Here is a 24,724-nt window from a genome sequence, read left to right as displayed (position 1 = left end):
AAGTTATCATGTATTATGCTCCAAGAGTAGAAATAGGCACAACCAACACGTTATCTTTTCTTCTATATGCGAATGTTCCAGTGGCCGTAAGTACCATGAGAAAAGAAGGATGCTTCATACGATTAACATCTATTTTAGACGCTAGTCGCAACAAACTATTTGCGCCATCTTCTATGAGTTTCTCTCCTCCTAATTTTATTTCAATCAATGCATAATCTCCATTTGGTAAATGAACAACAGCATCACATTCCAGTCCATTCTTGTCCCGGTAATGATATACATCACCCGCCAATGATTGGGCATAAACCCTTAAATCACGAACACATAATGTTTCAAATAATAAACCGAATGCTTTGAGATCGTTCATTAAATCTCCAGGACCTATTCCCATTGCGGCTGTTGCTATTGATGGATCAACAAAATATCTGGTATCCGCAGTACGTATAGCTGTTTTAGATTTCAAATTTGGATTCCATGCAGGCATATCCTCTACTACAAACATTGAACGTAATGCATCAAGATAGTTCCTAACCGTTTTATCTTCCACAACATTGGGATCGCCACCGTTCATGTCTTCAACAATTTGCCTGATGGATGTTTGTGTACCTTGAAATCTTGCATATGAACGCATAAGTCGTTTTGCTCTTTCAACACTTCGATCCACCCCATCCACTTGACGAATGTCCACATTCACTACGGCATCATAATAATCTTTAGCAGGGTTCAATGCGACATCTTCAGGTAATTCTGAAACTACCGGCCAACCACCACGGCAAATTAAAAACGCGATTCTTTGTAAATCAGATTTTGCCTCACATCCAATAGACATTCTGGGATTACTGAATAATTTTGACAAACTAATATCCCCAGTAGAATCTCCAGATTCAAATAATGCCATCGGACGCATCCGTAACCAAGCAAAACGCCCGGTTCCTGAATGACTTATTTTTTCTCTATTTGCAGGTTTGGCTGAACCTGTCAATATAAACTGACCCATTCCATTTCTATGATCCACTGTATAACGTATAGCATCCCATATTATAGGTGCAAGTTGCCATTCATCAATCAAACGAGGTGTTTCTCCATTAAGTATTATATCAGGATTATCCTCTGCAAATATCATGTATTGTGAACGCCTGCGAGGGTCATCCATAAAAACAGCACTATTGCTATGGTGCTCCGCAGTTGTGGACTTACCACACCATTTTGCGCCCTCCAAAACAATTGCACCTATACTTTTTAATCGTGTGGAGAGTTCTATATCTATAATACGTGGACGATATTTATTAGCCATAAATAGTTGAATTTATGATGCAAAGATAACTCAATTTGCCAGGATTACCAAATATGGCGATCTGAAATTGCTCAAATCGGCGCATTTCAACTACCCAATTTGGCGGTTTTACACTACCCAATTTGGCCACATTGGATAACCAAAATCACCCCGCTTTCAACACCTCCCGACCCGCCTCTATCGCTTTATCAAAAAATCTTTTCAACAAAATCCCCATCGCCTGCTGCTTAACCATCGCCAGCCGCATCTCTTCGTCTATCACCATATTCCCGGCAGGCCGGTAACCGGCCGCTTGCCGCATGGCAGTCCGTTTCGCCTCCGGACTGTCGCGGATAATTCCCCGTGTTTGCAGGGAGAGATACACCCGCGCCGGATAAAGCCGCTCGATCGGACAACCCGCCCGGTATTGCTCAAACACCCGGCGCAAGAATGCCCGTTCGCGCTCCTCCTTGTAAGCCTCGGAGACGGGCGGAAGGGCGGACAGCGATTTCGCTTGCTCGCGCTCCACAACAGCCCGGTATCGCAAATCGCTGGTTTGATAACATTTCAGCCAGCGCGTAATCGTGCGCAGGTTCAAACCCATGAAATCCCCGTATTCACCTTTGGCCCCCAATTCAAAACAAAGGGCGACCTCCTGCAAGGTCAGGCTCGGATATGACTCCTGAAGGTCGGCTGCCAGTTTAGCAATCAAAATACCCAGATCACGGTCGTTAGGAGGCGAAAAACCCAGCAAGACATAGGTCTGGAATAATATTTGATTTACCGCCGGAAGAATTTCCTCCGGCCGGTACGTCATCAGGCGGCGGTCGGCAATGGCATGTTGCAGTCTGATTTCCAAACTCATACAGCTTGCGAATTATAGATTTTCATGGCTATTTCCGTCGCACGTTTCCCTGTTTCCATCAATTCCTCTACTTTCGAAGAACGTTCCGGCCGGCCGGATGAATAGATCACTTTGGGAATATGCCGCTGCACGCCGCCGGAAAGTTCTTCCGTTTTCAGATTGAAATTATGGTATCGCCACCAGCCGATGAAACTCTGGCTGTAATCTTTTTTCGTCCGGATCGTATCCAGGCTGAATTTCAGGCGCAGGAAATCATCGAATACGGTCATGGCCTCCCGCGCATATTGCAGGACGGCTATGCCTTTTCCGGAATAACGCACGATGGTTGCTTGCCAGTCTTCGTCTGCCAGCAAAGCTTCTTTCCATCGCTCACGCTCTTCATCCAAATTCTGCGGTTCTTCTTTCGGCTCCTCGCACGCGTGTTGTTGCTGTTGTTGTAAGTTTACTTTACTTTCATTTACTTTACTTTGTGTACTTAAACCCTGTTTTGAGGGAGTTTCCGACACGGAAACCGGGGTTTCGGGAGCGGAAACAAAACCACATTTGTATTCAACAACTTGATTATCAGCGCGTTTCTTGGTTGCTAAAGAAAAACGTTCCTGAATGCTTTTAGAGGTCAAAATTCGGTTTTCCATAAAGAGTTCGTTATTGAACAAGCCTATTTTAACACACGCCAGAAGAATTTCCAACACCTTATTTTCAGCGATACCTAATTTCTCGCCCTGGTCGAACAGATAATCGTCGGTCGCTTCTATGTAATAACCGTTCGAATAGATATCACACAAAAGAGAAATATAAAGTAAAAAAGCATCTGCGCCAAATTGTCTTTTAATTCGCCGCACTTTGATATCATTAAGAATGGTTGTGTCCAAAGGGAAATAATCTAATCCTTTTCTTGATGGCCTTGGCATAATTTATTTTGATTGATAGCTCTTATCATTAATCGTAACGTTTTCAGCATCAGCAGTTCTCCCGGCAGCACGCGTATCACGCACCAGCCTGAGACCGCCGCCTCATTATATTTCTCCATATCACGCAGATAGCCTTCGGGGCGGATATGGCGGCCACCGTTGAAGGCGCCGCCCTCCACCTCGATAGCTACGCGGCGGGAAGGGATGGCGAAGTCGAACCGCCAGTCCCGTCCGGGATGGAAACGGTATTCCGCCACCACCTCCTCGCCCGTATGCTTCAGGATCAACGCGCTAAGCGGCGAATAACCCGGTGTCGTCATAGAGAAAGTTTTCGGCCTCTTTCGAGGTGTTGCATTGTTCGACCAGGCAGGTGTTGTGTCGGTTGTCGAACGCCATCCATTTTTTCAGAAACGGGTCGTAAAAATACCCGTATTCCTCGCCACACGAATAAGTGTAACCGCGCGAACCTTTTTCGCCCGTAATCAGGCGCATCAGGCAGGCTGCCGCCTGGTCTCCCAGGAGGCAACCGATGGTAAGAGTATGCTTTTTCATCAGGCGGCAGTTTGAAGGGTTTGTAAATCATCGTTGTCAAGTCGGATGAAGACATCATGCTCCAGACGCTTGCCGGTTTCGATATAAGCCAGCGCTTCACGTTCGCAGCTTGACAGGTCTTCGAGCAGCAGGTCGATGGAAGCATATTCGTCGCGGCCGATATGAAAGCGCGACACCACATTTCCGCAAAACTCTTCGGAGGTTCCCACACGGGCATAGATGGTCAGCAATTGCGCATCACCGCAGTTCTGACGTTGATAACCGGTGATCTGGAAATTGTCATCCACCGCCACCAATCCGGTAAAATTGACTACATGATACGCCATGCGCTGCAACGCTTCAGAGAGACTGGGATGCACCGGAGCCTTGTTTTCATACGTAATCACATGGTTGTCGCCTGTACTTTCGTCTAACACTTCATAGCGGGCTTTGAAAAAACTGTCTTTGACAGAGATGAAGGAAAAAGTCTTTTCTGTTTTGTTCATTACTTTATTAAAATGGTATCGTTTAGATTCATTTCTAAATTCACGCTGCCCGCACCCCTTTCGGTTCCTCGCGGTATTCCACGTAAACACTTTTCACTCTCACCCCTTTGCGCGCCTGTTTTTTGGCATACGACAGCATCGGGCGGAAGATACGTTCCAGATCATCATCCGAGAGGTTGCGACCAAGTTCCTGCCACCAGAAACGCAACAGGTCGATATAACCTTCGGGATCGGTCACGACAGGGATAAGATCGGTAGCCACCGCAGTCAATTGAAGGGCAGCCTGCCCAGCCAGCAGTCGCGAATCGGCCTTCTGCAAGGCTTGCGACTTTTGTTCATCGGAGAGGTCATCACGCCCGGCAATACGCTTTTCGGTGCGGTTGCGGTTCTTTTGCAATTGCAGGGCACGGTTTTCTGCTTCGTTCATCTGCTTCTTCATATAAGCAAACAGGATACGGGAGGCTTCGTAGGCAGGACTGCCTTTTTCTGCCGGATCGATACTTTTTTCAAAAGCGACAAATTGCTTCTGCCACTTGACCAGCTCGGTCGTGAAAGGTTTACGGATACAGTTCATTCGCCCGACTTCGCATGTACATTCGGCAATGTAGGCTCTGATTTCGCCCGCAAAGAATTCGTTCATTCCTTCGCGTCCGATCTGTTCCAACAGCCCGCGCCCTTTTCCGGCATACAAGACACTGCTTTCCGCATTCATTTGGAGAGTCGATACGCAATTTTCCATAGGTAGGCCGGCTTTTAAAACGCCTTTTTCACTTTTAGTCATCGTTTACTTTAAAATTAAAATAATTAAATTACAATAGTTAATATTTAACCAGGTGTTGATTGATTAAACCGATGCAAAAGTAAGGGTTTAAATTTACATGAGCAAGTAATAATCAATATTTGTATGCGATTTTATGAAAATATTTTTATTCGTTGAATATTTATTAATATTAACTATTGCATCCGTGCTAAATACATAGATTTTTACTAAATTCCAACGGCGAAAAATAGGCCATCGCCAAAATACTTATTGTAAATTTCCCCATTCCGGCGAAAGCTGTTGTTTATTATAGGAAAACGCCCTTCCGGGAGAAAAAATAATTTCTTTCGGAAGAAAATCAAATTTCATCCGGGAGAAATTGAAAACGGACTCGGATGGGGTGAAACAGGGAAGGGAAGATAATGTAAAATTCGAGACTGGCTTTCAGAAATAAGGTGTCAGATTGAAAAAAGTCCAGATAAACAAGGTTTGTTTATAAATAAAGGTTATATTTGCAATGTCGTATGAAGGTCTGTTACAGCGGTGGCGGATTTACGATGATATAAATTATAAGTTAAGCATTTTAAGATATTATTCTGATTATACGAAATTTCCAGTTTTAGACATCACTCAGAATAATAGCAACAAAATGCCCATGCTAGTTGTATATACTTATGTGTATAAAATATGGCGTGGGCTGTTGTCTATTATTGAGTGATGTGGGTCTGGAAATACCTGTGTAATCAATAATGTGACGCAGTCACACGCCTTTTTTGTACCCTAAACTGCCGTCTTTCAATCTTATAATCTTACACAAAAGATCATTATTTTTGACTTTATCGAACTCACTATACTTAAAAGAGGGGTATAAATTTCAGGTGATAGCCTGATTAATTTAATTTCGGTTAAGTAAGAACTGCCCGTCCGTGAGGATAGGCAGTTCATTTTAACAACCGTGTCCTGTTTGGTTTCTGAATATTTTCCACAGAAAAACAGATACGGGACAAATAATAATCTTAACTTTGCCGCAAACAAAATCGTATCGCTATGAAAAATAATGGAGAAATCATTTTTTACCATCCGGAATCTACACTAAAGATGGAAGTCAGAATAGAAAACGAAACCGTTTGGTTAACCCAAGCGCAAATTGCCGAACTATTTGGTGTGAAGCAACCTGCTATATCCAAGCATTTAAAAAATATTTATGATTCAGGAGAACTGAATGAAGATAGCACTTATTCCATTTTGGAATATATGGGTAACGATGGCAAACAAAGATACCAAACCAAATTTTATAACTTGGATGTTATATTATCTGTCGGTTACCGTGTTAATTCCAAGAATGCAACCCAATTCCGCATTTGGGCCAATAAGGTTCTGAAAGATTATTTGCTCAAAGGATATGCTGTAAACCAGCGAATAGAAAATATTGAAGCCAAACTGCTTGAACACGATCAAAAGATTGATTTCTTTGTAAAAAATACTCTTCCCCCTGTCGAGGGAATTTTCTTCGACGGCCAATTATTCGATGCCTACAAATTTGCTGCCGACCTGATAAGATCGGCCCGCAAATCAATTGTACTTATCGATAATTATATTGATGAAAATGTCTTAATGCTTTTCACAAAACGGAGTCCAGGTGTAACTGGATATAAAGGATATTATACAAAAGATCATTTAACGCCACCTATCTGCACACAACTCAACTCCGCCTATCCGACCGGTCGTAACTTTGCACCCACAATCAGACGAAACAACAAAGTATCAACCTTAAAAACAATTAATTAAACGATGGCCCAGGGCTACAAATTAGTAACAAGAAAAGTGACCGACCTGAAAGGCGGTGCAGCACAGGAAAAAATTTATGCGATACCGGACTACAACGGGCATACCGACATGGATACATTGTGTGTCATGATCGGAGCGCGATCTACCGTTTCCAGCGCCGACGTAAAAGCGGTATTGGATAACCTTAATTTCATCCTCGACATGGAGCTGCGTGCAGGACGTATCGTCCAGTTAGGTGAGTTCGGTAATTTCCGCCTCTCGTTGTCCAGCAACGGCGCAAGCGACAAGAAGTCGTTCTCCCAGGCAGACGTGAAAGGGGCACGTGTGATCTTCACACCCGGCGCCTCCCTGCGTAATACCAAAAAGCTGGTCGCCTTCACCTCTACCGAAAAGAAAGAAGACGAAGGCAGCGGCTCCGAAGGGGGCGGCGGAGGCAGCGACAGACCGGAAATCGAGTAACCCGGCTAATTGAAAAATTTTCATTATCTTTGTTATCACGATGAAACCAACAACGCTTTCTATTAAAGAACTGAGTGCGATGTATTTTCCGCACAGCAGCATCCGCAGCGCCGGCGTACAACTGAAACGCTGGCTCGTGTATAACAAACCGCTCATGCAGGCCCTCACAGATGCGGGCTATTACAACGGACAAAAGATTTTAACTCCTAAACAGGTGACGCTCGTCTTTGATTTTCTGGGCGAACCCTGACTTTCCCGAGTGAAGAAACAAAGTGTACAATTATGGATTGCCGTGCTGCTGACCGCAGCCGGCATCCTCCTTTTATTTTTCGGCTTCTGGACGGCTCCGCTGGGAGAGATTCATAACAGTGTGCTGGTGGCCTTCGGTGAGACTGCAACGTTTGCCGGAGCGCTGTTCGGAGTCGATTATAAATACAAACAAAATCAATGAACCTTAGTAGAAATTTCACCTTCGAAGAACTCACATACAGCCGGATTGCCGTCGAAAACGGTCTTGAAAACGTACCGAACCCACAAGCGCTTCAAGCGTTGAAAAACCTTGTAGCCGACCTGCTCCAACCGCTTCGCAACCGCTACGGCAGTGCAATCGCCATCACAAGCGGCTACCGCAACGAAACGGTCAACCTGCTGGCCGGCGGCGTTAAAAACTCACAGCACACGAAAGGCGAAGCGGCCGACTGCTACATCGCCGAAGGGCCGGAAAAGCTGCTGGAAGTACTGAAAGAATCCGGCATGCCTTTCGACCAGGCAATCCTCTACCGCCGCAAAAAGTTCCTCCATCTGTCTTATCGCGAAGGGTTTAACCGCCGGCAGGTACTTTACGGATAAATAAGAGACAACTGCAAAACACACCCTATAAATTCATACCATTAAAAATCTCCATGAAATTCAGCCTATTCATTCTCATCATCTTATTTTTCGCAAATTGTTCGAGCCGCAAGCACACCGCTTCCTTTTGCCAGCAGACCGACAGCCTGCTGCAAACCAGCCGCCTGACAGTTCAAACGGCCCGAATCCCCGAAAGCCGTGCCGACCTTTCCATTCCGGTCGCAACCCTCAAAGAGTTGCCTGCCGGCGCCGCCTTTATCCAAAAAAGCGGACAGGCAACAGCTGAAATCCGTTTCCTACATGACACGTTATTTGTCGCTGCCACCTGCGATAGCCTGCAAACGCTCGTCTGGCAATATGAGGAACAATTGGAGAGGCAGTCAAAACAAACAAAAGAGATCAGAAAAGAGACAGAAAGGAAATCCGGTTTGCCCCAAATCACGATTTTATTGACTTTCTTCCTAATCGCACTAATCATACTCTACAAATTTTCTCCCCACAAATCTGTCTGACCAGTCATATCAGAGGTCATACTCGCCTTCACCGAACAGCAAAAACGGACGGAGATACGAAAAAAAGTCCCTTCAGAACGATTGTTTATTAAAATAATCTTTACCTTTGTCACATCGTCTGTTATTGGACGACAACCAAAATTCATTAGTTATGGGGAAATTTATAAATCCCTTTACCGACTTCGGTTTTCACCGTATCTTCGGTCAAGAGGTACACAAAGAGTTATTAATTGATTTTCTGAATCAATTATTGAAAGATGAACGTCATATCATTGACATCACTTTCCTGAATCCTATCCAGCAACCGGAAACCATAGAGGACCGGGGAGTGATATTCGACATTCATTGCAGGGATGACAAAGGAGGTTGGTTTGTGGTCGAAATGCAAAACGGAGCCCAACCCTATTTTTACGACCGGGGTATTTATTACTTGTCACGGGCTATCAGTAATCAAGGGGAAAAGGGAAAAGACTGGAAGTTTAGCTTATGTCCGGTGTATGGCATATTTCTGTTAAACTATAAGATGGGGATAAACTCCAAATTCCGTACTGATGTTATATTGGCAGACCGTGATACGGGGCGTATGTTTAGCGACAAGATTCGCCAGGTCTATTTGGAACTCCCCTGGTTTACAAAAGAGCCGGATGATTGCGAAACAGATTTTGAACGTTGGTTATATTTATTAAAACATATGGATACATTAGAAAGAATGCCCTTCAAGGCACGCAAAGCCGTCTTCGACAAATTGCTAGAAGTGGCAGATGTGGCTAATCTGAGCAAGGATGAACGTATCCTGTATGATGAAGCCTTGAAACGCTATCGCGATTATAAAAATACGATTGACTATGCGGAAGAGAAAGGTGTGGAAAAGGGAATCAAAATAGGTAAAGAAAAAGGTAAGACTGAGGAACAACGCCTTATCGCTGCCAATTTCAAAAAGCGGGGAGTCAACACAGAAATGATTGCCCAGTGTACAGGTCTGTCAATTGAAGAAATAGACAACTTGTAATCCACTCACTTTATTTATATGGATCAGCAAAGTTCGCGGTGCTCCCGAAAACTTTGCTGATAACCAAAATTCAAGAAATCAAACCATCTTCAACCCTATGATGGAGACGATTAAAGTCGTAATAAAAAACAACCGTCCCAAAGTAGCCGGTTCATGAAAAAAAAGAATCCCGACCAACACCGTACCGACAGCTCCGATACCGGTCCATACCGGATAAGCTGTACCTATCGGTAAAGTCTGTGTCGCTTTTGCCAAAAGATACATACTCAGAGTTACGGAGACCACAAATCCTATTCCCCACAGATAATATTCATTTCCTACCGTCTCCTTGGTCTTACCCAGACAAAAGGCAAAACATACCTCCAATAATCCCGCAACAATCAATATAATCCAACTCATAAACTCCGACATTTAAAATTTGGCTGCAAAGTTAAACTCCCCCCTCTCACCGGCTCTTTACATTTGATAAGAAATAACGGCAGAAGGTTGCAAAAAAATCCTTTTTCAAAGGTAACTTTTAGTACTTTTGTAAAAACGATTGGATAACCTATGGATATACATGAGATCATAAACAAAATATACCCGATGCCGGAATCTTCAGTAGACAAGCTGAAGAGGCTCTTGTCAAAGGTTACATATCCTAAAGGCCACCTCATATTGGAAACGGGCAAAACCGAGACAAATCTATTTTTTATCGAGAAAGGGATTGCAAGGGCTTATATCCCTGTCGACGGCAAAGAAGTAACCTTTTGGATCGGCAGGGAAGGCAGCACCATCGTTTCATTGAAAAGCTACGTGAACAACCAGCAAGGATATGAAACTGTCGAACTGATGGAAAACTCGGTGCTGTATATGCTGAAACGCAAAGAACTCTATGAGTTATTCGAAGAAGATATACATATCGCCAACTGGGGACGCAAATTTGCAGAAACAGAATTCCTGCAAACAGAGGAAAGGCTTATCTCCCTCCTGTTTACAACCGCATCCGAACGTTACAGGGAACTGCTGAAAGACAATCCGGATTTACTGCAAAGAATGCCGCTGGAATGCCTCGCCTCCTATCTGGGAATCACCCCGGTAAGCCTTAGCCGGATAAGGGCGAAGCTAAAACGGGAGCATTAAAATAAAATTCAATTTATTCGACGAATTACCCCAATCCGGCTACGGGAAATAGAAAATGCGCTGCCAAAACTATTTTATGTGCCGTTAATTCTTTACATTTGCCACAAAAATTAGCGGACATGATAGATTGCAAGGATGAACATATATTAAACGTCATTAATTATCCCGAGGATTTACGCAAGTTGCCTCAGGAGAAATTGGGCGAGGTATGTGAAGAGTTGCGGCAATACATAATAGATATACTTTCTGAAAACCCCGGCCATCTGGGAGCCAGCCTCGGTACTGTCGAACTGACCGTCGCCCTGCATTATGTCTTCAATACGCCCTACGACCGGATCGTTTGGGACGTCGGACATCAGGCTTACGGGCACAAAATCCTGACCGGACGCAGGGAGGCTTTCCATACGCTCCGGAAATTCAAAGGAATCAGCGGTTTCCCCAACCCGGGAGAAAGTGAGTATGACGCTTTCATTGCCGGACATGCCTCCAACTCCATTTCGGCAGCCATGGGTATGTCGGTCGCCTCGGAACTGAAGGAGGAACACGACCGCCACGTAATAGCCGTGATCGGCGACGGGGCAATGACCGGAGGACTGGCCTTCGAAGGGCTGAACAATGCCTCTGCCAACCCCAACAACCTGCTGATTATCCTCAACGACAACGATATGGCTATCGACAACTGCGTCGGAGGATTGAGTCAGTATCTGGTTGATATCACGACCAGCCAGGCTTACAACAAAATGCGTTACGACGTGTACCGCGGCCTGCGGAAGATGAAGCTCATCAACAATGACCGCCGGGGGAATATCCTGCGTTTCAACAACAGCCTGAAAGCGCTGCTCACCCAGCAACATAATCTGTTTGAAGGTTTCAGCATCCGTTACTTCGGCCCCGTAGACGGGCACGACGTGAACTACATGATAAAGCTGCTGAACGATATAAAAGACTTGCAAGGCCCCAAGCTACTGCATATCAAGACAAAGAAAGGAAAAGGGTTCAAGCCTGCCGAGGAATCGGCTACCGAATGGCATGCACCGGGCAAGTTCAACAAAGAAACAGGCCAGCGCATCATCGTGCACAATCTGGATGAGCCGCAATTATATCAGGACGTCTTCGGACATACGCTGGTGGAACTGGCGGAAAAGGATGAGCGGATCGTGGGTATCACTCCCGCCATGCCGACCGGAAGTTCCATGATCTATATGATGAAGGCATTCCCTCAACGGGCCTTCGATGTCGGGATAGCCGAAGGTCACTCGGTGACTTTCTCCGCCGGACTGGCGAAAGAAGGAATGATCCCGTTCTGCAATGTCTACTCCTCTTTCATGCAGCGGGCATACGATAACCTGATACACGACGTCGCTCTGCAAAAACTGCATATGGTGATCTGCCTGGACCGTGCCGGACTGGTCGGCGAAGACGGTGCCACGCACCACGGGGTGTTCGACCTGGCTTACCTCCGTCCGATCCCCAACCTGACGGTTGCCTCGCCACTCAACGAGTTGGATTTGCGGAACCTGATGTACACGGGCTACAAGGAGGCTACGGGCACGTTCGTAATCCGTTATCCGCGAGGGAAAGGCGAGAAAAAGGACTGGCGTAACGAAATGCATGTCCTGCCCATCGGAAAAGGGAAGAAATTGAGCGAAGGAGACGATATCGCTGTTTTATCTATCGGACCGATTGGAAACGATGTGATAAAAGCAATTGAAGAAGTAGCCGGTGAAGGAATATCGGTTGCACATTATGACATGATTTACCTGAAACCGATCGATGAAGAATTACTGGACGAAATAGGCAAAAAGTTCAAACGCGTCATTACCGTAGAGAACGGTGTAGCAAAAGGCGGACTGGGTAGTGCGGTTCTTGAATTTATGGCAGACAACGGATATACTCCGCGGGTGAAACGCATCGGTATACCCGACACATTCATTGAACACGGGTCGATCCCCGAGTTATACAAATTGTGCGGCCTGGATGCCGGCAGCATAGCCGGAGAAATCCGAAAGATGATGAACGATTAATTATTAATGACGATTTGCCGGACGATGCGGCAGGTGGAATGAGTAACAATTGATAAAATGAAAATTATTATTGCCGGGGCAGGCGAAGTGGGTACGCATCTTGCAAAGATGTTATCGCAGGAAAAACAGGATATCATCCTGATGGACCCGAGTGAGGAACGGTTGAACATCACCAACACCAATATGGAGATACTTCCTATGGTTGGTAATCCGACTTCGATCCGCGACCTGGAAGAAGCCGGCATAAAGAAAACAGACCTGTTCGTCAGCGTTACTCCGGAAGAGACAACGAATATTGCGGCAAGTATCCTGGCCTCCAAGCTGGGAGCACGCAAAACTCTGGCACGTATCAACAACTACGAATATCTGTTGCCTAAAAACAAAGAATTGTTCGAAAAGCTGGGCATCCACTCGATGATCTATCCGGAAATGTTGGCGGCCAAAGAGATCGTCAACGCGATACGCCGCCCGTGGACACGCCAGTACTGGGAACTGTTCGGAGGAGCCCTGATCCTGATCGGGGTGAAGGTTCGCGAAAACTCCCGCCTGGTGAACAAACAACTGGCCGAACTGCTGAACGAACAGAAGCTGTACCATATCGTTGCCATCAAACGGCAATATGAAACGATTATCCCCCGCGGTACCGACCTTGTCCTGCCCGGCGATATCGTTTTCTTTACGACGACCAAAGAACATATCAAAGACGTGCAGATGCATGCCGGCAAGAAAGACCCGGAAGTAAAGAAAATCTTTATCATGGGAGGCAGCCGCATCGCTATCCGCACCAGCCAGTATCTGCCGAACAATATCCGCGTAAAGATACTGGAAACAAACAAAGAGAAAAGTCACCGCATAGCCGAGGTTGTGCCGAGCAATGTCCTGATCATCAACGGAGACGGACGCGACACGGAGCTACTGATGCAAGAAGGGATCAAAGACGCACAGGCGTTTGTCGCTTTGACAGACAATTCGAGTACGAATATCCTGGCTTGCCTGGCTGCCAAACGTTTCGGCGTATTCAAGACAGTCGCCAAGATCGAGAATATCGACTATATCCCGCTGGCCGAGAATATGGATATCGGTTCGGTAATCAACAAGAAGCTGATTGCCGCCAGTCATATCTATCAGTTCCTGCTGGATGCCGACGTGTCGAACGTGAAGTTCCTGACCTTTGCCAATGCCGACGTGGCCGAGTTGGTGGCACGCCCCGATTCGAAGATCACCCGCAAACAGGTGAAAGACCTGCACCTGCCGAAAGACCTGACGCTGGGCGGACTGATACGCGACGGCGAACCAATGATGATTAAGGGTGACACACAGATACAGGCATACGACCACGTGGTGGTATTCTGCCTGGAAACTGCCATGCGTAAACTGGAAGATTATTTTAATTAGTATGTTACTGAATATACGTTTCATAATAAAAATGCTGGGGATGATGTGCATCCTCGAAACACTGTTTATGCTGATGGCAACAGTGGTCGCTTTCCTGTACAAAGGAGGCGATTTCTATCCATTGCTTATCTCCAGCGGAATCCTGTTCGGGGTCGGCATATCGCTCTATGCCATCGGTTTCCGTGCAAACGAATACACAGCCGGCCGACGGGAAGGGATGCTGACGGTTACGCTTACCTGGTTGCTGCTCTCGTTGCTGGGAATGTTGCCTTTCTATTTGGGAGGATATATCGACAATATAACGGATGCTTTCTTTGAAACCATGTCAGGCTTCACGACCACCGGATCGACCATTCTCACCGATATAGAAGCTCTGCCTAAAGGCGTCCTGTTCTGGCGAAGCCTCACTCAATGGCAGGGAGGTATCGGTATGATCGTATTTACCGTAGCATTGATGCCTATCCTGGGAGGCGGAGCGACACAGATGTTTAATGCCGAAACACCGGGGATCACACACGAACGGTTCCGTCCGCGTGTAACACAGGTCGCCAAACGCCTGTGGGGGGTTTACGTGTTCCTTACCGTCCTGCTGATCGGGTTGTTATGGATAGGCCCGATGAATTTATATGACGCGGTAAACCATGCCTTGACTGCGATTTCTACCGGCGGATATTCCACCAAGAACGCCAGTATCGCTTATTGGCACTCGGCTTATATAGAATATGTTATCACGATATTTATGTTTATCGGGGCGACTAATATCACCCTGATCTATTTCTGCCTGAACGGAAATATAAAGAAGTTGTTTTTCGATGAAGAGTTTCGCTGGTTCTTCTGGTTCGTCCTGATCATGACGGGAATAACAACCGGCTGGATCATGTATCACGGATTCTTTACAGACTTCCCGACAGCTTTCCGGCAGGCTGCATTCCAGGTGGTTACGCTGGTTTCGACCTGCGGCTTCGCGACAGAGAATTATATTCCCTGGGGACCTTTCTTCTGGATGATCGCCCTGATACTGATGTTCATCTGCGGTTGCGCTGGCTCGACCTGCGGAGGGCTGAAGATGGGACGTTTCGTGATCCTTTCCAAAAACCTGTTCAACGAATTCAAGAAACAAACCCATCCGCATGCCATTATCCCGGTAAGGATGGATTCACATATCGTATCCGGCGAGGTCGTACACCGCGTACTGGCTTTCGCTTTTGCCTATATGTCACTGATCGTACTCAGCTGTGCCGTGCTGATGCTCGACGGGTTGGGCTTTGAAGAGTCGATCGGTGCTGCCGTCTCAGCCATCAGCAATGTCGGGCCGGGACTTGGCAAACTGGGGCCGGTAGACAACTTCTCGGAAGTTCCGGTGGTATCCAAATGGTTCCTTTCCTTACTGATGATGACAGGACGTTTGGAGATATTTACTGTATTGACATTACTTGTTCCGGGATTCTGGAAACAATAAAATAGATTTGATATGAAAACACGTACAATGTTCCTTACAATCATGAGTTGCCTGTTCGTAGGACTGGCAGCCGGCGCACAGACCTCCGCACAGCGGGAAACAGCCGATTTACTGCCGGAAGGTACTTTCACCAACGGAATAGAAGGCCCGGCCACCGACAAAGCCGGCAATCTGTATGCCGTTAACTACGGAAAAGAAGGAACGATAGGCATTGTACGTCCGGACGGCTCGCACGAATGCTTCGTGACGCTCCCCGAAGGTTCGACAGGCAACGGCATCCGCTTCAACAAGGCTGGAGACATGCTGGTTGCCGATTACACCGGTCATAACATCCTGAAAGTCGACATGCAGACCAAAGCGATCAGCACGTATGCACATGAGTCCCGGATGAACCAGCCCAACGACATCGCCCTCGCCCCGGGCGGCAATCTCTATGCCAGCGATCCGGACTGGCCGAACCAGAAAGGGCAACTCTGGCTGATCACTCCCGACGGTAAAGTGACTCTGCTGGAAAGCGATATGGGGACGACCAACGGTATCGATGTCAGCCCGGACGGTAAAAAACTTTATGTTAACGAGTCTGCACAACTCAAAGTATGGATCTATGATATCAAGCCGGACGGGACACTCAAAAACAAACGGCTTTTCCACACCTTCGAAGGCTTCGGCATGGACGGAATCCGTTGCGATGTGAAAGGCAACCTGTATCTCTGCCGCTACGACAAAGGAACGGTAGCCGTTATAAATCCGAAGGGCAAGCTGATCCGCGAGATACAACTGAAAGGCAAAAAGCCCTCCAACATCACATTCGGAGGTCCTGACAACCGCCGCTGCTATGTCACCCTGCAAGACCGCGGCTGCTTCGAAACCTTCACTGCCGAACATCCGGGAAGAGAATAATTATTCACCTATTTGAATATTTCTTTAGGTCTGATATACGCTTTTGCTTAATTTTGCGTTATAATAGGTACGAATAACTAGAAGAGACGCAAAATGATAGAATATATTAAGGGGGATATCGTAGAACTGACTCCCACACAGATGATCATCGAATGTGCAGGGATTGGCTACGAACTTAACATATCTCTGACCACATACAGCGCATTCAGCGGTAAACCAACCGGGAAAATTTACGTATATGAAGTAATACGTGAAGATGCACACCTGCTGTTCGGTTTCGCCCAAAAGGTTGAACGCGAGTTGTTTTTATTACTGACATCGGTATCCGGTGTCGGTCCTAATACGGCACGTATGATCCTATCATCTCTTCCTCCTTCCGAACTGATCCAGGTTATCGCCAACAAAAACGAAACGGCGCTGACCTCAGTAAAAGGCATCGGACAGAAAACAGCCCAGCGCATCCTGGTCGACCTGAAAAACAAGGTGAAAGCCGGCGATTCGACGGTTGGGACGGGAACGGCTGCCACGGCAGGAAACGGTGCGGTGGCCGAAGAAGCGGTGGCCGCCCTGGTTATGCTGGGATTCCAAAAGGCTGCTTCACAAAAGGCAGTCAGTTCAATACTGAAAACCTCGCCGATGCTGGCTGTGGAACAAGTGATAAAAAGTGCACTCAGAATGCTTTAATAGTTGACAGGTAGGGGCTGTTCGCGAACCGCCCTTACAAATGACAGTTGACAATTTAAAATGAAAAAGAAGACTCTTAAATATCTTATCTGGGTTACAATACTGCTATTCGGGATCGGCATGCTCTCGCTGAATGCCAATTACCTGACTTATACGGCGTCCTTGCCGGATATCCAGTTGCTTGAAGGACAAGACGACATGCCCGACGGGAAGGATACTGTCCCGGCAACCCGCTATCCGGTATCCAAAACCGTGCCGGAGGGTGATGAAACCTATAAAGACCTCTTGAAAAAATCCCCGGTAGATTTACGCGATCCGGAAAACGTGAAAACCTTCGTTGAATACGATATCAGGACCGGACGATATGTTGTCCGCTCCCGTTTAGGGGAGAAAGACCTGATCACTCCGATCGACCTGAGTCCGGAAGAATATCAGAAATACAGCATGCAGGAATCGCTCCGTTCTTACTACCGCCAGAAAAACGAAGAAGAGTTTCAGAAGGAAGCAGACAAGAAGTTTAACCTGGCAGATATGCAGTTCGGTATCGGTGCGGCAGAACGTATATTCGGTCCCGGAGGTGTACGTGTAAAGACACAAGGGTCGGCCGAAGTCACATTAGGCTTGAAGCGGAACAGCACGAAAGACCCTTCACTCCCCGAACGCGCCCGCAGCAATACCATTTTCAACTTCGACGAAAGTGTGCAGTTGAATGTACAGGCCTCCGTCGGTTCGAAAGTGAATTTCGACATGAACTACAATACGGAAACCTCTTTCGACTTCGATTCCAAAAAGCTGAAACTGGCTTATACGGGCGAAGAGGATGAGATCATCAAATCACTGGAAGCCGGTAACGTGTCGATGACGACAAGCAACTCGCTGATCAACGGCGGAGCTGCCCTGTTCGGTATGAAAGCAGACCTTCAGTTCGGTAAACTGAGGGTGAACGCGTTGTTCGCACAGCAGAACTCGGAATCAAAAACAGTAAACTCCAAAGGTGGCGTACAGACCAAGGATTTTGAACTGAAGATCGATGAGTATGATGCGAACCGCCACTTCTTCCTGGCGCACTACTTCCGCAACAGATACAACGACGCTGTCAGCCAATTGCCTCAGATAAAAGCGACTCTGAATATTACCCGACTGGAAGTTTGGGTGACCAACACAAGAGGTAACTATGACCAGGCTCGTAACATCGTCGCTTTTACCGACATCGGTGAAAACGACGCAGCCTATATGGCAAATCCCGGTGCATTCCCGATTAAGGACGGATCATATCCTGCCAATAATGCGAATGACCTATACAACCAAATGACCACCACCTATTCCGGTGCCCGTCAAATCAGCGATGTAGAAAGCGTATTAACCGGATTCACCGGAGGTTCCGAATATGAAGCCATAGAGAATGCCCGCTTGCTGGATCCGAACTCCGAATATATCTACGACAAACAACTGGGATATCTGTCCTTGAATATGAGTTTACAGGAAGGACAGATGCTGGCCGTGGCCTTTGAATATGAATATTCCGATGCCAGTGGAAAACGGACAGGAAGAGTCGGCGAGTTTTCCGACAGCAATCCGACGAATCCCAGCAACTGTCTGTATGTAAAGTTACTGAGAGGTACAAATATGTCTCCCCCCATGAAATATTGGGATTTGATGATGAAGAATATCTATTCCCTGGGTGCTTACTCTGTCCAGAAAGAAAAGTTCCGCCTAGATGTCATGTACCAAAGCGATACGACCGGTACTTATATAAACTATCTGCCGGAAGCACGCACCGACACGTTGTCCAGACAAATCTGGATACGCCTGATGGGAGCAGACCGCCTGAACGCCCAGAACGAATCGCATCCGGACGGATATTTCGACTTTGTGGAAGGATACACTGTACAGGCGTCCACCGGTAGGGTGATTTTCCCGACCATCGAGCCTTTCGGTTCCAGCCTGAAAGAAAAACTGGAAAAAGTTGTCAGCCCGGCAATTGCCGATAAATATGTATTCCAGGAATTATACGATACGACCCAGACTGCCGCCCGTCAGATCGCTGAAAAGAACAAATTCATTATGCGGGGAGAATATAAGGCCTCTTCCGCATCCGAAATACAATTGGGAGCCAGCAACGTGGCACGCGGTTCGGTACGCGTAACGGCAGCAGGTGCCACACTGACGGAAAATGTGGACTATACGGTCGATTATACATCGGGAACCGTTACTATCCTGAATGAAAGTATCATTGCTGCCGGAACTCCTGTCAGCGTTTCGCTGGAAAACCAGACGGCCTACAATATGCAGCGAAAAACAATGATGGGACTGGACCTCAACTACCAGTTCAATCCCGACTTCTCGCTGGGGGCCACCATTATGCATATGTCTGAAATGCCGTTGACGACCAAAACGGTATTTGGCGACGAATCCATCAAAAACACCTTGTGGGGATTCAACATCGCCTACAAGGCGGAAAGCCAATGGCTGACAAACACATTTGACAAACTACCGTTGCTAAACCTGACAAAACCCAGCCAGATAGCATTCACCGGAGAATTTGCTCACCTGATAGCCGGTCATTATGAGAACAAATATAGCGGAGGCTACTCTTATCTGGACGATTTCGAATCGACACAAAGCGGCTTCGACCTGCTGAACCCGTATCCGTGGAAACTCGCCAGCGTGCCTTGGGATAATAGCGCTAATGCCCTTTTCCCAGAAGCAAGCAAAACAAACGATATAGAATATGGTAAAAACCGTGCACTGCTGGCATGGTATTATGTGGACGGGTTATTCAACCGTAAAAATTCCAGTCAGGCTCCGACGCATATCCGTAATGATAAAGAGCAATTATCCAACCATTATGTCCGTGCCATTTATGTAGACGAATTGTTCCCGGACAGAGACCAGGGTTACAATGAAACAAGTACGATCCAGGCGCTCAACCTGGCTTATTACCCGAATGAACGTGGTCCGTACAACCTGGATGCCGACTTTGTCAATCCTGACGGAACATTACAAAAGCCGGAAAATCGCTGGGGCGGTATCATGCGTAAGATCGACCAAAGCGACTTCGAAACAGCCAATATCGAATACATCGAATTCTGGATGCTCGACCCTTATCTCTATGAAGAACAAGAAGGTATTACGGCTAAAGGCGGTGACCTGTATTTCAACCTGGGCGAAATATCGGAAGACGTCCTGAAAGACGGAAAGAAATTCTATGAAAACGGATTACCTATCGATGGTGACAAAAGCAGGGTAGATTCCACTGTCTGGGGACTTGTTCCGAAGCAGCAGAGCACAGTCTATGCCTTCGACAATACGTCAGGCGCACGTGCAAGACAGGACGTCGGACTCAACGGTTTGTCGGCAGAGGAAGAACGGGATTATCCGGCATACAAGGAGTTTATTGAAAAACTTATGACAAAGTTATCGCCGGAGTTAATAGATGCAATGTTACAAGATGAATACTCTCCTCTGCGGAATCCGGGTACTGACAAATACCGTTATTTCCGTGGTACGGAATTAGACAGAGACACTGTCAGTATCTTAAACCGTTACAAACGTTACAATGGTACTGAAGGCAACTCCGCCGAAAGCGGAACTTCAGGAGAACGTTACGACACATCCGCCTCCAAAAATCCGGATGTGGAAGACCTGAATCAGGATAACACCATGAACAAGAACGAAAAGTATTTCGAATATAAAGTATCTATTCGTCCGGAAGACCTGAAAGTTGGGAAGAACTTCATTGTAGATATGAAAACGACCTATCCCAAATTACCAAATGGGGATAACGAAAATAACAACAGAAACAATCCGGCCAAATGGTACCTGTTCAAAATCCCTGTTAAGCAATACAACCGTACTGTCGGAGCTATCAGCGACTTCAAGAGCATTCGCTTTATGCGTATGTATATGACGCAATTCTCTAAACCGACCGTACTGCGTTTCGGAACATTCGAACTGGTACGCGGTGAATGGCGTTCATACGAGCAGGATCTGTCCGACCCGAAAGTTCCGCCATTATTCAATGGCACACTCGAAGTATCTTCTGTAAATATAGAAGAAAACAGCCGACGGACTCCTATTCCTTACATGACACCTCCGGGAGTAAGCCGTGTTGCTGACCCTAGCCAGCCTCAACTGACTCGTCAGAACGAACAGGCATTATCCATGAAGGTCAGTGACCTGGCTGCCAAGGACGCACGTGCCGTTTACAAGAATACTTATTACGATCTACGTCAATACAAACGGTTACAACTGTTTACCCACGCAGAAGCATTGCCTGAAGATGCGGATAATTACACATCCCTTGCCAACGGAGATTTGTCTGTATTCATTCGCTTAGGTTCCGACTATAAAAATAATTACTACGAATATGAAGTTCCGCTGAAAGTTACCCCGGTAAAAGGATCTTATGAGGCCGTAGAAATCTGGCCGGCGGAAAACATGCTTGACTTCCGTCTTGAAGTATTGACCAACCTTAAACTAAGCCGCAACAAGAAGAAACGGGCAGGAGACAAAGGTATTACATTCAATACCGTCTATTCAGAAATGGACGAGAATGGCAACACGATCAGCATCGTAGGTAACCCGAGCCTCTCGGAAGTAAAAACGATCATGATCGGTGTCCGTAACCGACAAAATGTAGTTAAAAGCGGTGAAGTCTGGATAAACGAACTCCGTCTGAGCGAGTTTAACGAAGAAGGCGGTTGGGCGGCCAACGCCAACCTGAACGTGGCTGTCTCCGACTTGGGTACGGTCAATGTGGGCGGACGTATCGAAACAGCTGGTTTCGGTGCCCTCGACCAGTCACTGGCAGAACGCCGCATCGACGACTTCACACAATACAACGTGGCTACTACCATCGAATGGGGTAAATTCTTCCCGGAAAAAGCGAAGGTCAGCATCCCGATGTATTATGCCTACTCCAAGGATCAGACAAAAGCAAAATATAACCCGCTCGATCAGGATATTAAACTGAGTGACGCCCTGGACGCTGTCGACACGAAAGCCGAAAAAGACTCTATCAAGAGTATGGCTGTCGACCAGACCGTCATCAAGAGTATCTCATTCAATAACGTAAGAGCGGATATCCGTAGCAAGACCCCGATGCCTTACGACCCGGCAAACTTCTCGATCGGCTATTCATTCAGCCAGACGAAAACGCAGAATCCGGAAACGGAATATGAAACGACCAAGGATTACCGCGGTAACTTCGCCTACAACTACACACCGTATGCGAAACCGTTCCGCCCATTCCAGAAGCTGAAGAAGAACAACGGTTACACCCGTTACATCAAGCAGTTCAGCCTGAACTACCTGCCGTCGAACATCAGTTTCCAGACAGCCATGATGCGTAACTATAACGAAATGCAGCTGCGCGACCTCGAAAACACCGGCTACAAACCTGAAGTGACCTTCAGCTCCGAGTTCTACTGGGACCGTGCTTTCAGCCTGCGCTGGGACTTCACGAACAGCCTGAACATGACCTTTACCTCTGGAACAAATGCCCGGATCGAAGAGCCGTATGTACAGGTGAACAAAGAACTCGCCCCTGATAAGTATCAGATCTGGAAAGATTCCGTAAAACAAAGTATCGCCGACCTGGGTACGCCTTTGAAATACGACCAGACATTCAACGTGACCTGGAATATGCCGTTACAGTATATCCCGGTATTGGATTGGGTAAACAGTTCCGTCACTTACAACGCGCAGTATAACTGGGACCGTGGAGCCATTACCAACACCGAATATGAGCTCGGTAACACGATTACCAACCAGCGCCAGATCGACTGGCAGGGTAGCCTGAACTTGCAATCGCTTTACAACAAGAACAAGTTCCTGAAGAAAGTGAACCAGAAGTTCTCGGCCACCCGTACCACGACCAAAAAGAAAGAACAGAAAGAGATCAAACTGGAAAGAGATATCCAACTGAATATGGACAGCGGAACAGTCGTACAACACGGTATGTTCACCAAGAAGGTGCGCATTACCGCCCGCGGAGCCGACGGCAAAGTCTATGCCATCAAATACAAGCCGATCAACTTTGCACAGGTAATGATCCTGAACCAGGATACGGCTCATTTGAAACTGACTATCAAGCCGGGTCCGAAAGCGACGGAAGACTTCCTCTACAAAACGGCAGAATATGGCAGCCGCTTCCTGATGATGATACGCCGTATCAATATCCAGTATGCGACGACCGACGGTATGTCGGTTCCGGGATTCTCCCCAATGATCGGTGATATCTTCGGACAGGGCCGCTCGCCTTTCGGCCTGACACCGGGACTTGGCTTTGCTTTCGGAGCCGTAAACCGTGACTTCCTCTACGACGCCAAAGACCGTGGCTGGCTGGTTGAAAACACCAGCAACGTCAATCCGGCCGTCATGAGCAGTGCCAAAAACCTGAATATCCGGGCGAACCTGGAGCCTATCACCGGACTGAAGATCGACCTGAATGCCAACCGCGTCGATACCCGCAACACCGATATACAATATATGTATCCCGGTATGCCGGAACTGGCCGGAGGAAACTTTACGATGACGACTGTCGCATTGGGTAGTTTCTTCAAAGGCGTCGGCAATGCAAGTAATAACTATGCATCGGAAACATTCAATAAGTTTATCAAATACCGTGAGACTATTGCGAACCGCCTCGAAAGCCGCTATACAGGAACAACCTATCCGAATTCCGGTTTCCTGGGACAATCTCAATACGGAGGTAAAGAATATAATAAAGAACATGGCGGCGGAGTCAGCCATAACTCGGCCGATGTACTGATCCCGGCCTTCCTGGCCGCTTATACAGGGAAAGATCCTAATAAGATTTCATCCTCCCCGTTCCCGGCTATCCGCAGCATGCTGCCGAACTGGCGTATCACCTACGACGGACTGATCCGCATTCCGGCCATAAAGAAACATTTCAAGTCGGTCATGCTGACCCATCAGTATCGCTGTACTTACAATGTCGGTGCCTACGAAACTTATTCGACCTGGGTGGATGCCGGACTGGGTGACAACCTCGGATTTACACAGAATGCTTCCGAAGCTCCTATCCCGTCTTCACCTTACTCCATCTCTTCCGTCAGCCTGACGGAGAGTTTCAGCCCGTTGCTGGGAGTGGATGCGACCATGTTGAACAATATCACGATCCGTGCCGATTACACGACAACGCGTAATCTGAACCTGAATATCTCGTCTTACCAGATTGTGGAAGCGCTTTCGAATAAGTATACCATCGGACTGGGATATAAGTTCGCCGAGTTCAACAAGATATTGAAGATGAAGAAAACGCGTGATTTCAGCAATGACCTGACCGTGCGTCTGGACTTCTCATACAACAAGATGCAGTCATTGATCCGTAAGATCGAGGATAGCTTCACACAGGCAACCAGCGGTAACATTGCCAAAACGATCCAGTTCTCAGCCGATTACGGATTGAGCCGTGCACTGACACTGCGTGCTTTCTATGACTTGCAGATCAATGAGCCGCTGATCTCGAATGCATCTTATCCGACATCCAACTCCAACTACGGTGTTGCATTACGGTTCTCACTGGCACAGTAAACGCAATACAACACCGGTGTCTCCCGGTGCATAGGGCGTGATCCGCTCGAAGTGCAAGGCATGCTCCGCCCGATGCATGAGGCGCGGTCTAGGTAGCACGCACTCTGCGTCATAGGT

At 47.0% G+C, this 24,724-nt stretch carries 22 protein-coding genes; 14 read left to right on the top strand and 8 right to left on the bottom strand.

Features of this window, described 5'->3' with window-relative positions; translation table 11 throughout:
- Positions 1-13 precede the first annotated feature (13 nt).
- The 7 genes from NBH15_RS06645 to NBH15_RS06615 all read right to left on the bottom strand — a co-directional run bounded on the left by NBH15_RS06645 (position 14) and on the right by NBH15_RS06615 (position 4,825).
- Positions 14-1,294: an ATP-binding protein gene (locus tag NBH15_RS06645; RefSeq protein ID WP_010800770.1), complete on the bottom strand. Its 1,281-nt coding sequence runs from the start codon at positions 1,292-1,294 to the stop codon at positions 14-16.
- A 145-nt stretch (positions 1,295-1,439) separates the two neighbouring features.
- Positions 1,440-2,090 carry a hypothetical protein gene (locus NBH15_RS06640; protein WP_135033556.1) on the bottom strand — a complete coding sequence of 217 codons (651 nt, stop codon included), beginning with the start codon at positions 2,088-2,090 and terminating at the stop codon, positions 1,440-1,442.
- Between the two features lie 44 nt (positions 2,091-2,134).
- Positions 2,135-3,049 carry a DUF4373 domain-containing protein gene (locus tag NBH15_RS06635; RefSeq protein WP_250822238.1) on the bottom strand — a complete coding sequence of 305 codons (915 nt, stop codon included), beginning with the start codon at positions 3,047-3,049 and terminating at the stop codon, positions 2,135-2,137.
- Complete coding sequence (locus NBH15_RS06630) at positions 3,022-3,369, bottom strand: putative endonuclease domain-containing protein (protein WP_010800773.1); 348 nt, start codon at positions 3,367-3,369, stop codon at positions 3,022-3,024. The genes NBH15_RS06635 and NBH15_RS06630 overlap by 28 nt, the downstream gene beginning before the upstream one ends.
- The gene (locus tag NBH15_RS06625) at positions 3,341-3,601 is read right to left on the bottom strand and encodes a hypothetical protein (RefSeq protein WP_010800774.1); all 261 of its coding nucleotides are present in this window, start codon (positions 3,599-3,601) and stop codon (positions 3,341-3,343) included. The genes NBH15_RS06630 and NBH15_RS06625 overlap by 29 nt, the downstream gene beginning before the upstream one ends.
- Complete coding sequence (locus NBH15_RS06620; RefSeq protein WP_010800775.1) at positions 3,601-4,086, bottom strand: hypothetical protein; 486 nt, start codon at positions 4,084-4,086, stop codon at positions 3,601-3,603. Before NBH15_RS06620 ends, NBH15_RS06625 begins: the two co-directional genes overlap by 1 nt.
- A 40-nt stretch (positions 4,087-4,126) precedes the next feature.
- Positions 4,127-4,825, bottom strand: a complete 699-nt coding sequence (locus NBH15_RS06615; protein WP_250822237.1) for a hypothetical protein — start codon at positions 4,823-4,825, stop codon at positions 4,127-4,129.
- A gap of 1,068 nt (positions 4,826-5,893) precedes the next feature.
- On the opposite strand from NBH15_RS06615, the gene NBH15_RS06610 reads away from it, so the two are divergent.
- The 7 genes from NBH15_RS06610 to NBH15_RS06580 all read left to right on the top strand — a co-directional run bounded on the left by NBH15_RS06610 (position 5,894) and on the right by NBH15_RS06580 (position 9,463).
- Positions 5,894-6,634, top strand: a complete 741-nt coding sequence (locus NBH15_RS06610) for a virulence RhuM family protein (RefSeq protein WP_250822236.1) — start codon at positions 5,894-5,896, stop codon at positions 6,632-6,634.
- A 3-nt stretch (positions 6,635-6,637) separates the two neighbouring features.
- Positions 6,638-7,093 (top strand): HU family DNA-binding protein, encoded by a 456-nt coding sequence (locus tag NBH15_RS06605; RefSeq protein ID WP_010800778.1) that lies wholly within the window; start codon positions 6,638-6,640, stop codon positions 7,091-7,093.
- Positions 7,094-7,133: 40 nt separating this feature from the next.
- A complete protein-coding gene (locus NBH15_RS06600; RefSeq protein ID WP_044215091.1) occupies positions 7,134-7,343 on the top strand; it encodes a DUF4248 domain-containing protein in 210 nt (69 codons plus the stop codon).
- Between the two features lie 9 nt (positions 7,344-7,352).
- Positions 7,353-7,544 (top strand): hypothetical protein, encoded by a 192-nt coding sequence (locus NBH15_RS06595; RefSeq protein ID WP_028726678.1) that lies wholly within the window; start codon positions 7,353-7,355, stop codon positions 7,542-7,544.
- Complete coding sequence (locus NBH15_RS06590; RefSeq protein WP_010800780.1) at positions 7,541-7,942, top strand: D-Ala-D-Ala carboxypeptidase family metallohydrolase; 402 nt, start codon at positions 7,541-7,543, stop codon at positions 7,940-7,942. Before NBH15_RS06595 ends, NBH15_RS06590 begins: the two co-directional genes overlap by 4 nt.
- Before the next feature lie 53 nt (positions 7,943-7,995).
- On the top strand, positions 7,996-8,454 hold the full coding sequence (locus NBH15_RS06585) for a hypothetical protein (protein WP_010800781.1): 459 nt from the start codon (positions 7,996-7,998) through the stop codon (positions 8,452-8,454).
- A gap of 151 nt (positions 8,455-8,605) precedes the next feature.
- Entirely contained in the window at positions 8,606-9,463 is an 858-nt protein-coding gene (locus tag NBH15_RS06580; protein WP_122327071.1) for an Rpn family recombination-promoting nuclease/putative transposase, read from the top strand.
- Between the two features lie 78 nt (positions 9,464-9,541).
- Here the strand turns inward: NBH15_RS06580 and NBH15_RS06575 are convergent, their stop codons facing one another.
- Entirely contained in the window at positions 9,542-9,862 is a 321-nt protein-coding gene (locus NBH15_RS06575; RefSeq protein ID WP_009859892.1) for a DMT family transporter, read from the bottom strand.
- A gap of 150 nt (positions 9,863-10,012) precedes the next feature.
- On the opposite strand from NBH15_RS06575, the gene NBH15_RS06570 reads away from it, so the two are divergent.
- The 7 genes from NBH15_RS06570 (at position 10,013) to sov (ending at position 24,607) form a co-directional block, all read left to right on the top strand.
- A complete protein-coding gene (locus tag NBH15_RS06570) occupies positions 10,013-10,585 on the top strand; it encodes a Crp/Fnr family transcriptional regulator (protein WP_122326855.1) in 573 nt (190 codons plus the stop codon).
- Positions 10,586-10,704: 119 nt separating this feature from the next.
- Entirely contained in the window at positions 10,705-12,609 is a 1,905-nt protein-coding gene (gene dxs / locus NBH15_RS06565) for a 1-deoxy-D-xylulose-5-phosphate synthase (protein ID WP_009859894.1), read from the top strand.
- A gap of 57 nt (positions 12,610-12,666) precedes the next feature.
- Complete coding sequence (gene trkA, locus NBH15_RS06560; RefSeq protein WP_009859895.1) at positions 12,667-14,004, top strand: Trk system potassium transporter TrkA; 1,338 nt, start codon at positions 12,667-12,669, stop codon at positions 14,002-14,004.
- 1 nt (position 14,005) lies between these two features.
- Complete coding sequence (locus NBH15_RS06555) at positions 14,006-15,463, top strand: TrkH family potassium uptake protein (protein WP_044215090.1); 1,458 nt, start codon at positions 14,006-14,008, stop codon at positions 15,461-15,463.
- Between the two features lie 12 nt (positions 15,464-15,475).
- On the top strand, positions 15,476-16,363 hold the full coding sequence (locus NBH15_RS06550) for an SMP-30/gluconolactonase/LRE family protein (RefSeq protein ID WP_129696838.1): 888 nt from the start codon (positions 15,476-15,478) through the stop codon (positions 16,361-16,363).
- 93 nt (positions 16,364-16,456) lie between these two features.
- Complete coding sequence (gene ruvA / locus NBH15_RS06545) at positions 16,457-17,047, top strand: Holliday junction branch migration protein RuvA (RefSeq protein WP_010800786.1); 591 nt, start codon at positions 16,457-16,459, stop codon at positions 17,045-17,047.
- A 60-nt stretch (positions 17,048-17,107) separates the two neighbouring features.
- Positions 17,108-24,607: a T9SS outer membrane translocon Sov/SprA gene (sov, locus tag NBH15_RS06540; RefSeq protein ID WP_250822235.1), complete on the top strand. Its 7,500-nt coding sequence runs from the start codon at positions 17,108-17,110 to the stop codon at positions 24,605-24,607.
- The last annotated feature ends 117 nt before the right edge of the window (positions 24,608-24,724 follow it).

Origin of the sequence: Parabacteroides caeci, assembly GCF_023656795.1 — a bacterium.
In the GTDB taxonomy this organism is placed as follows: domain Bacteria; phylum Bacteroidota; class Bacteroidia; order Bacteroidales; family Tannerellaceae; genus Parabacteroides; species Parabacteroides segnis.
This window is presented reverse-complemented; position numbering and strand designations above follow the sequence as displayed.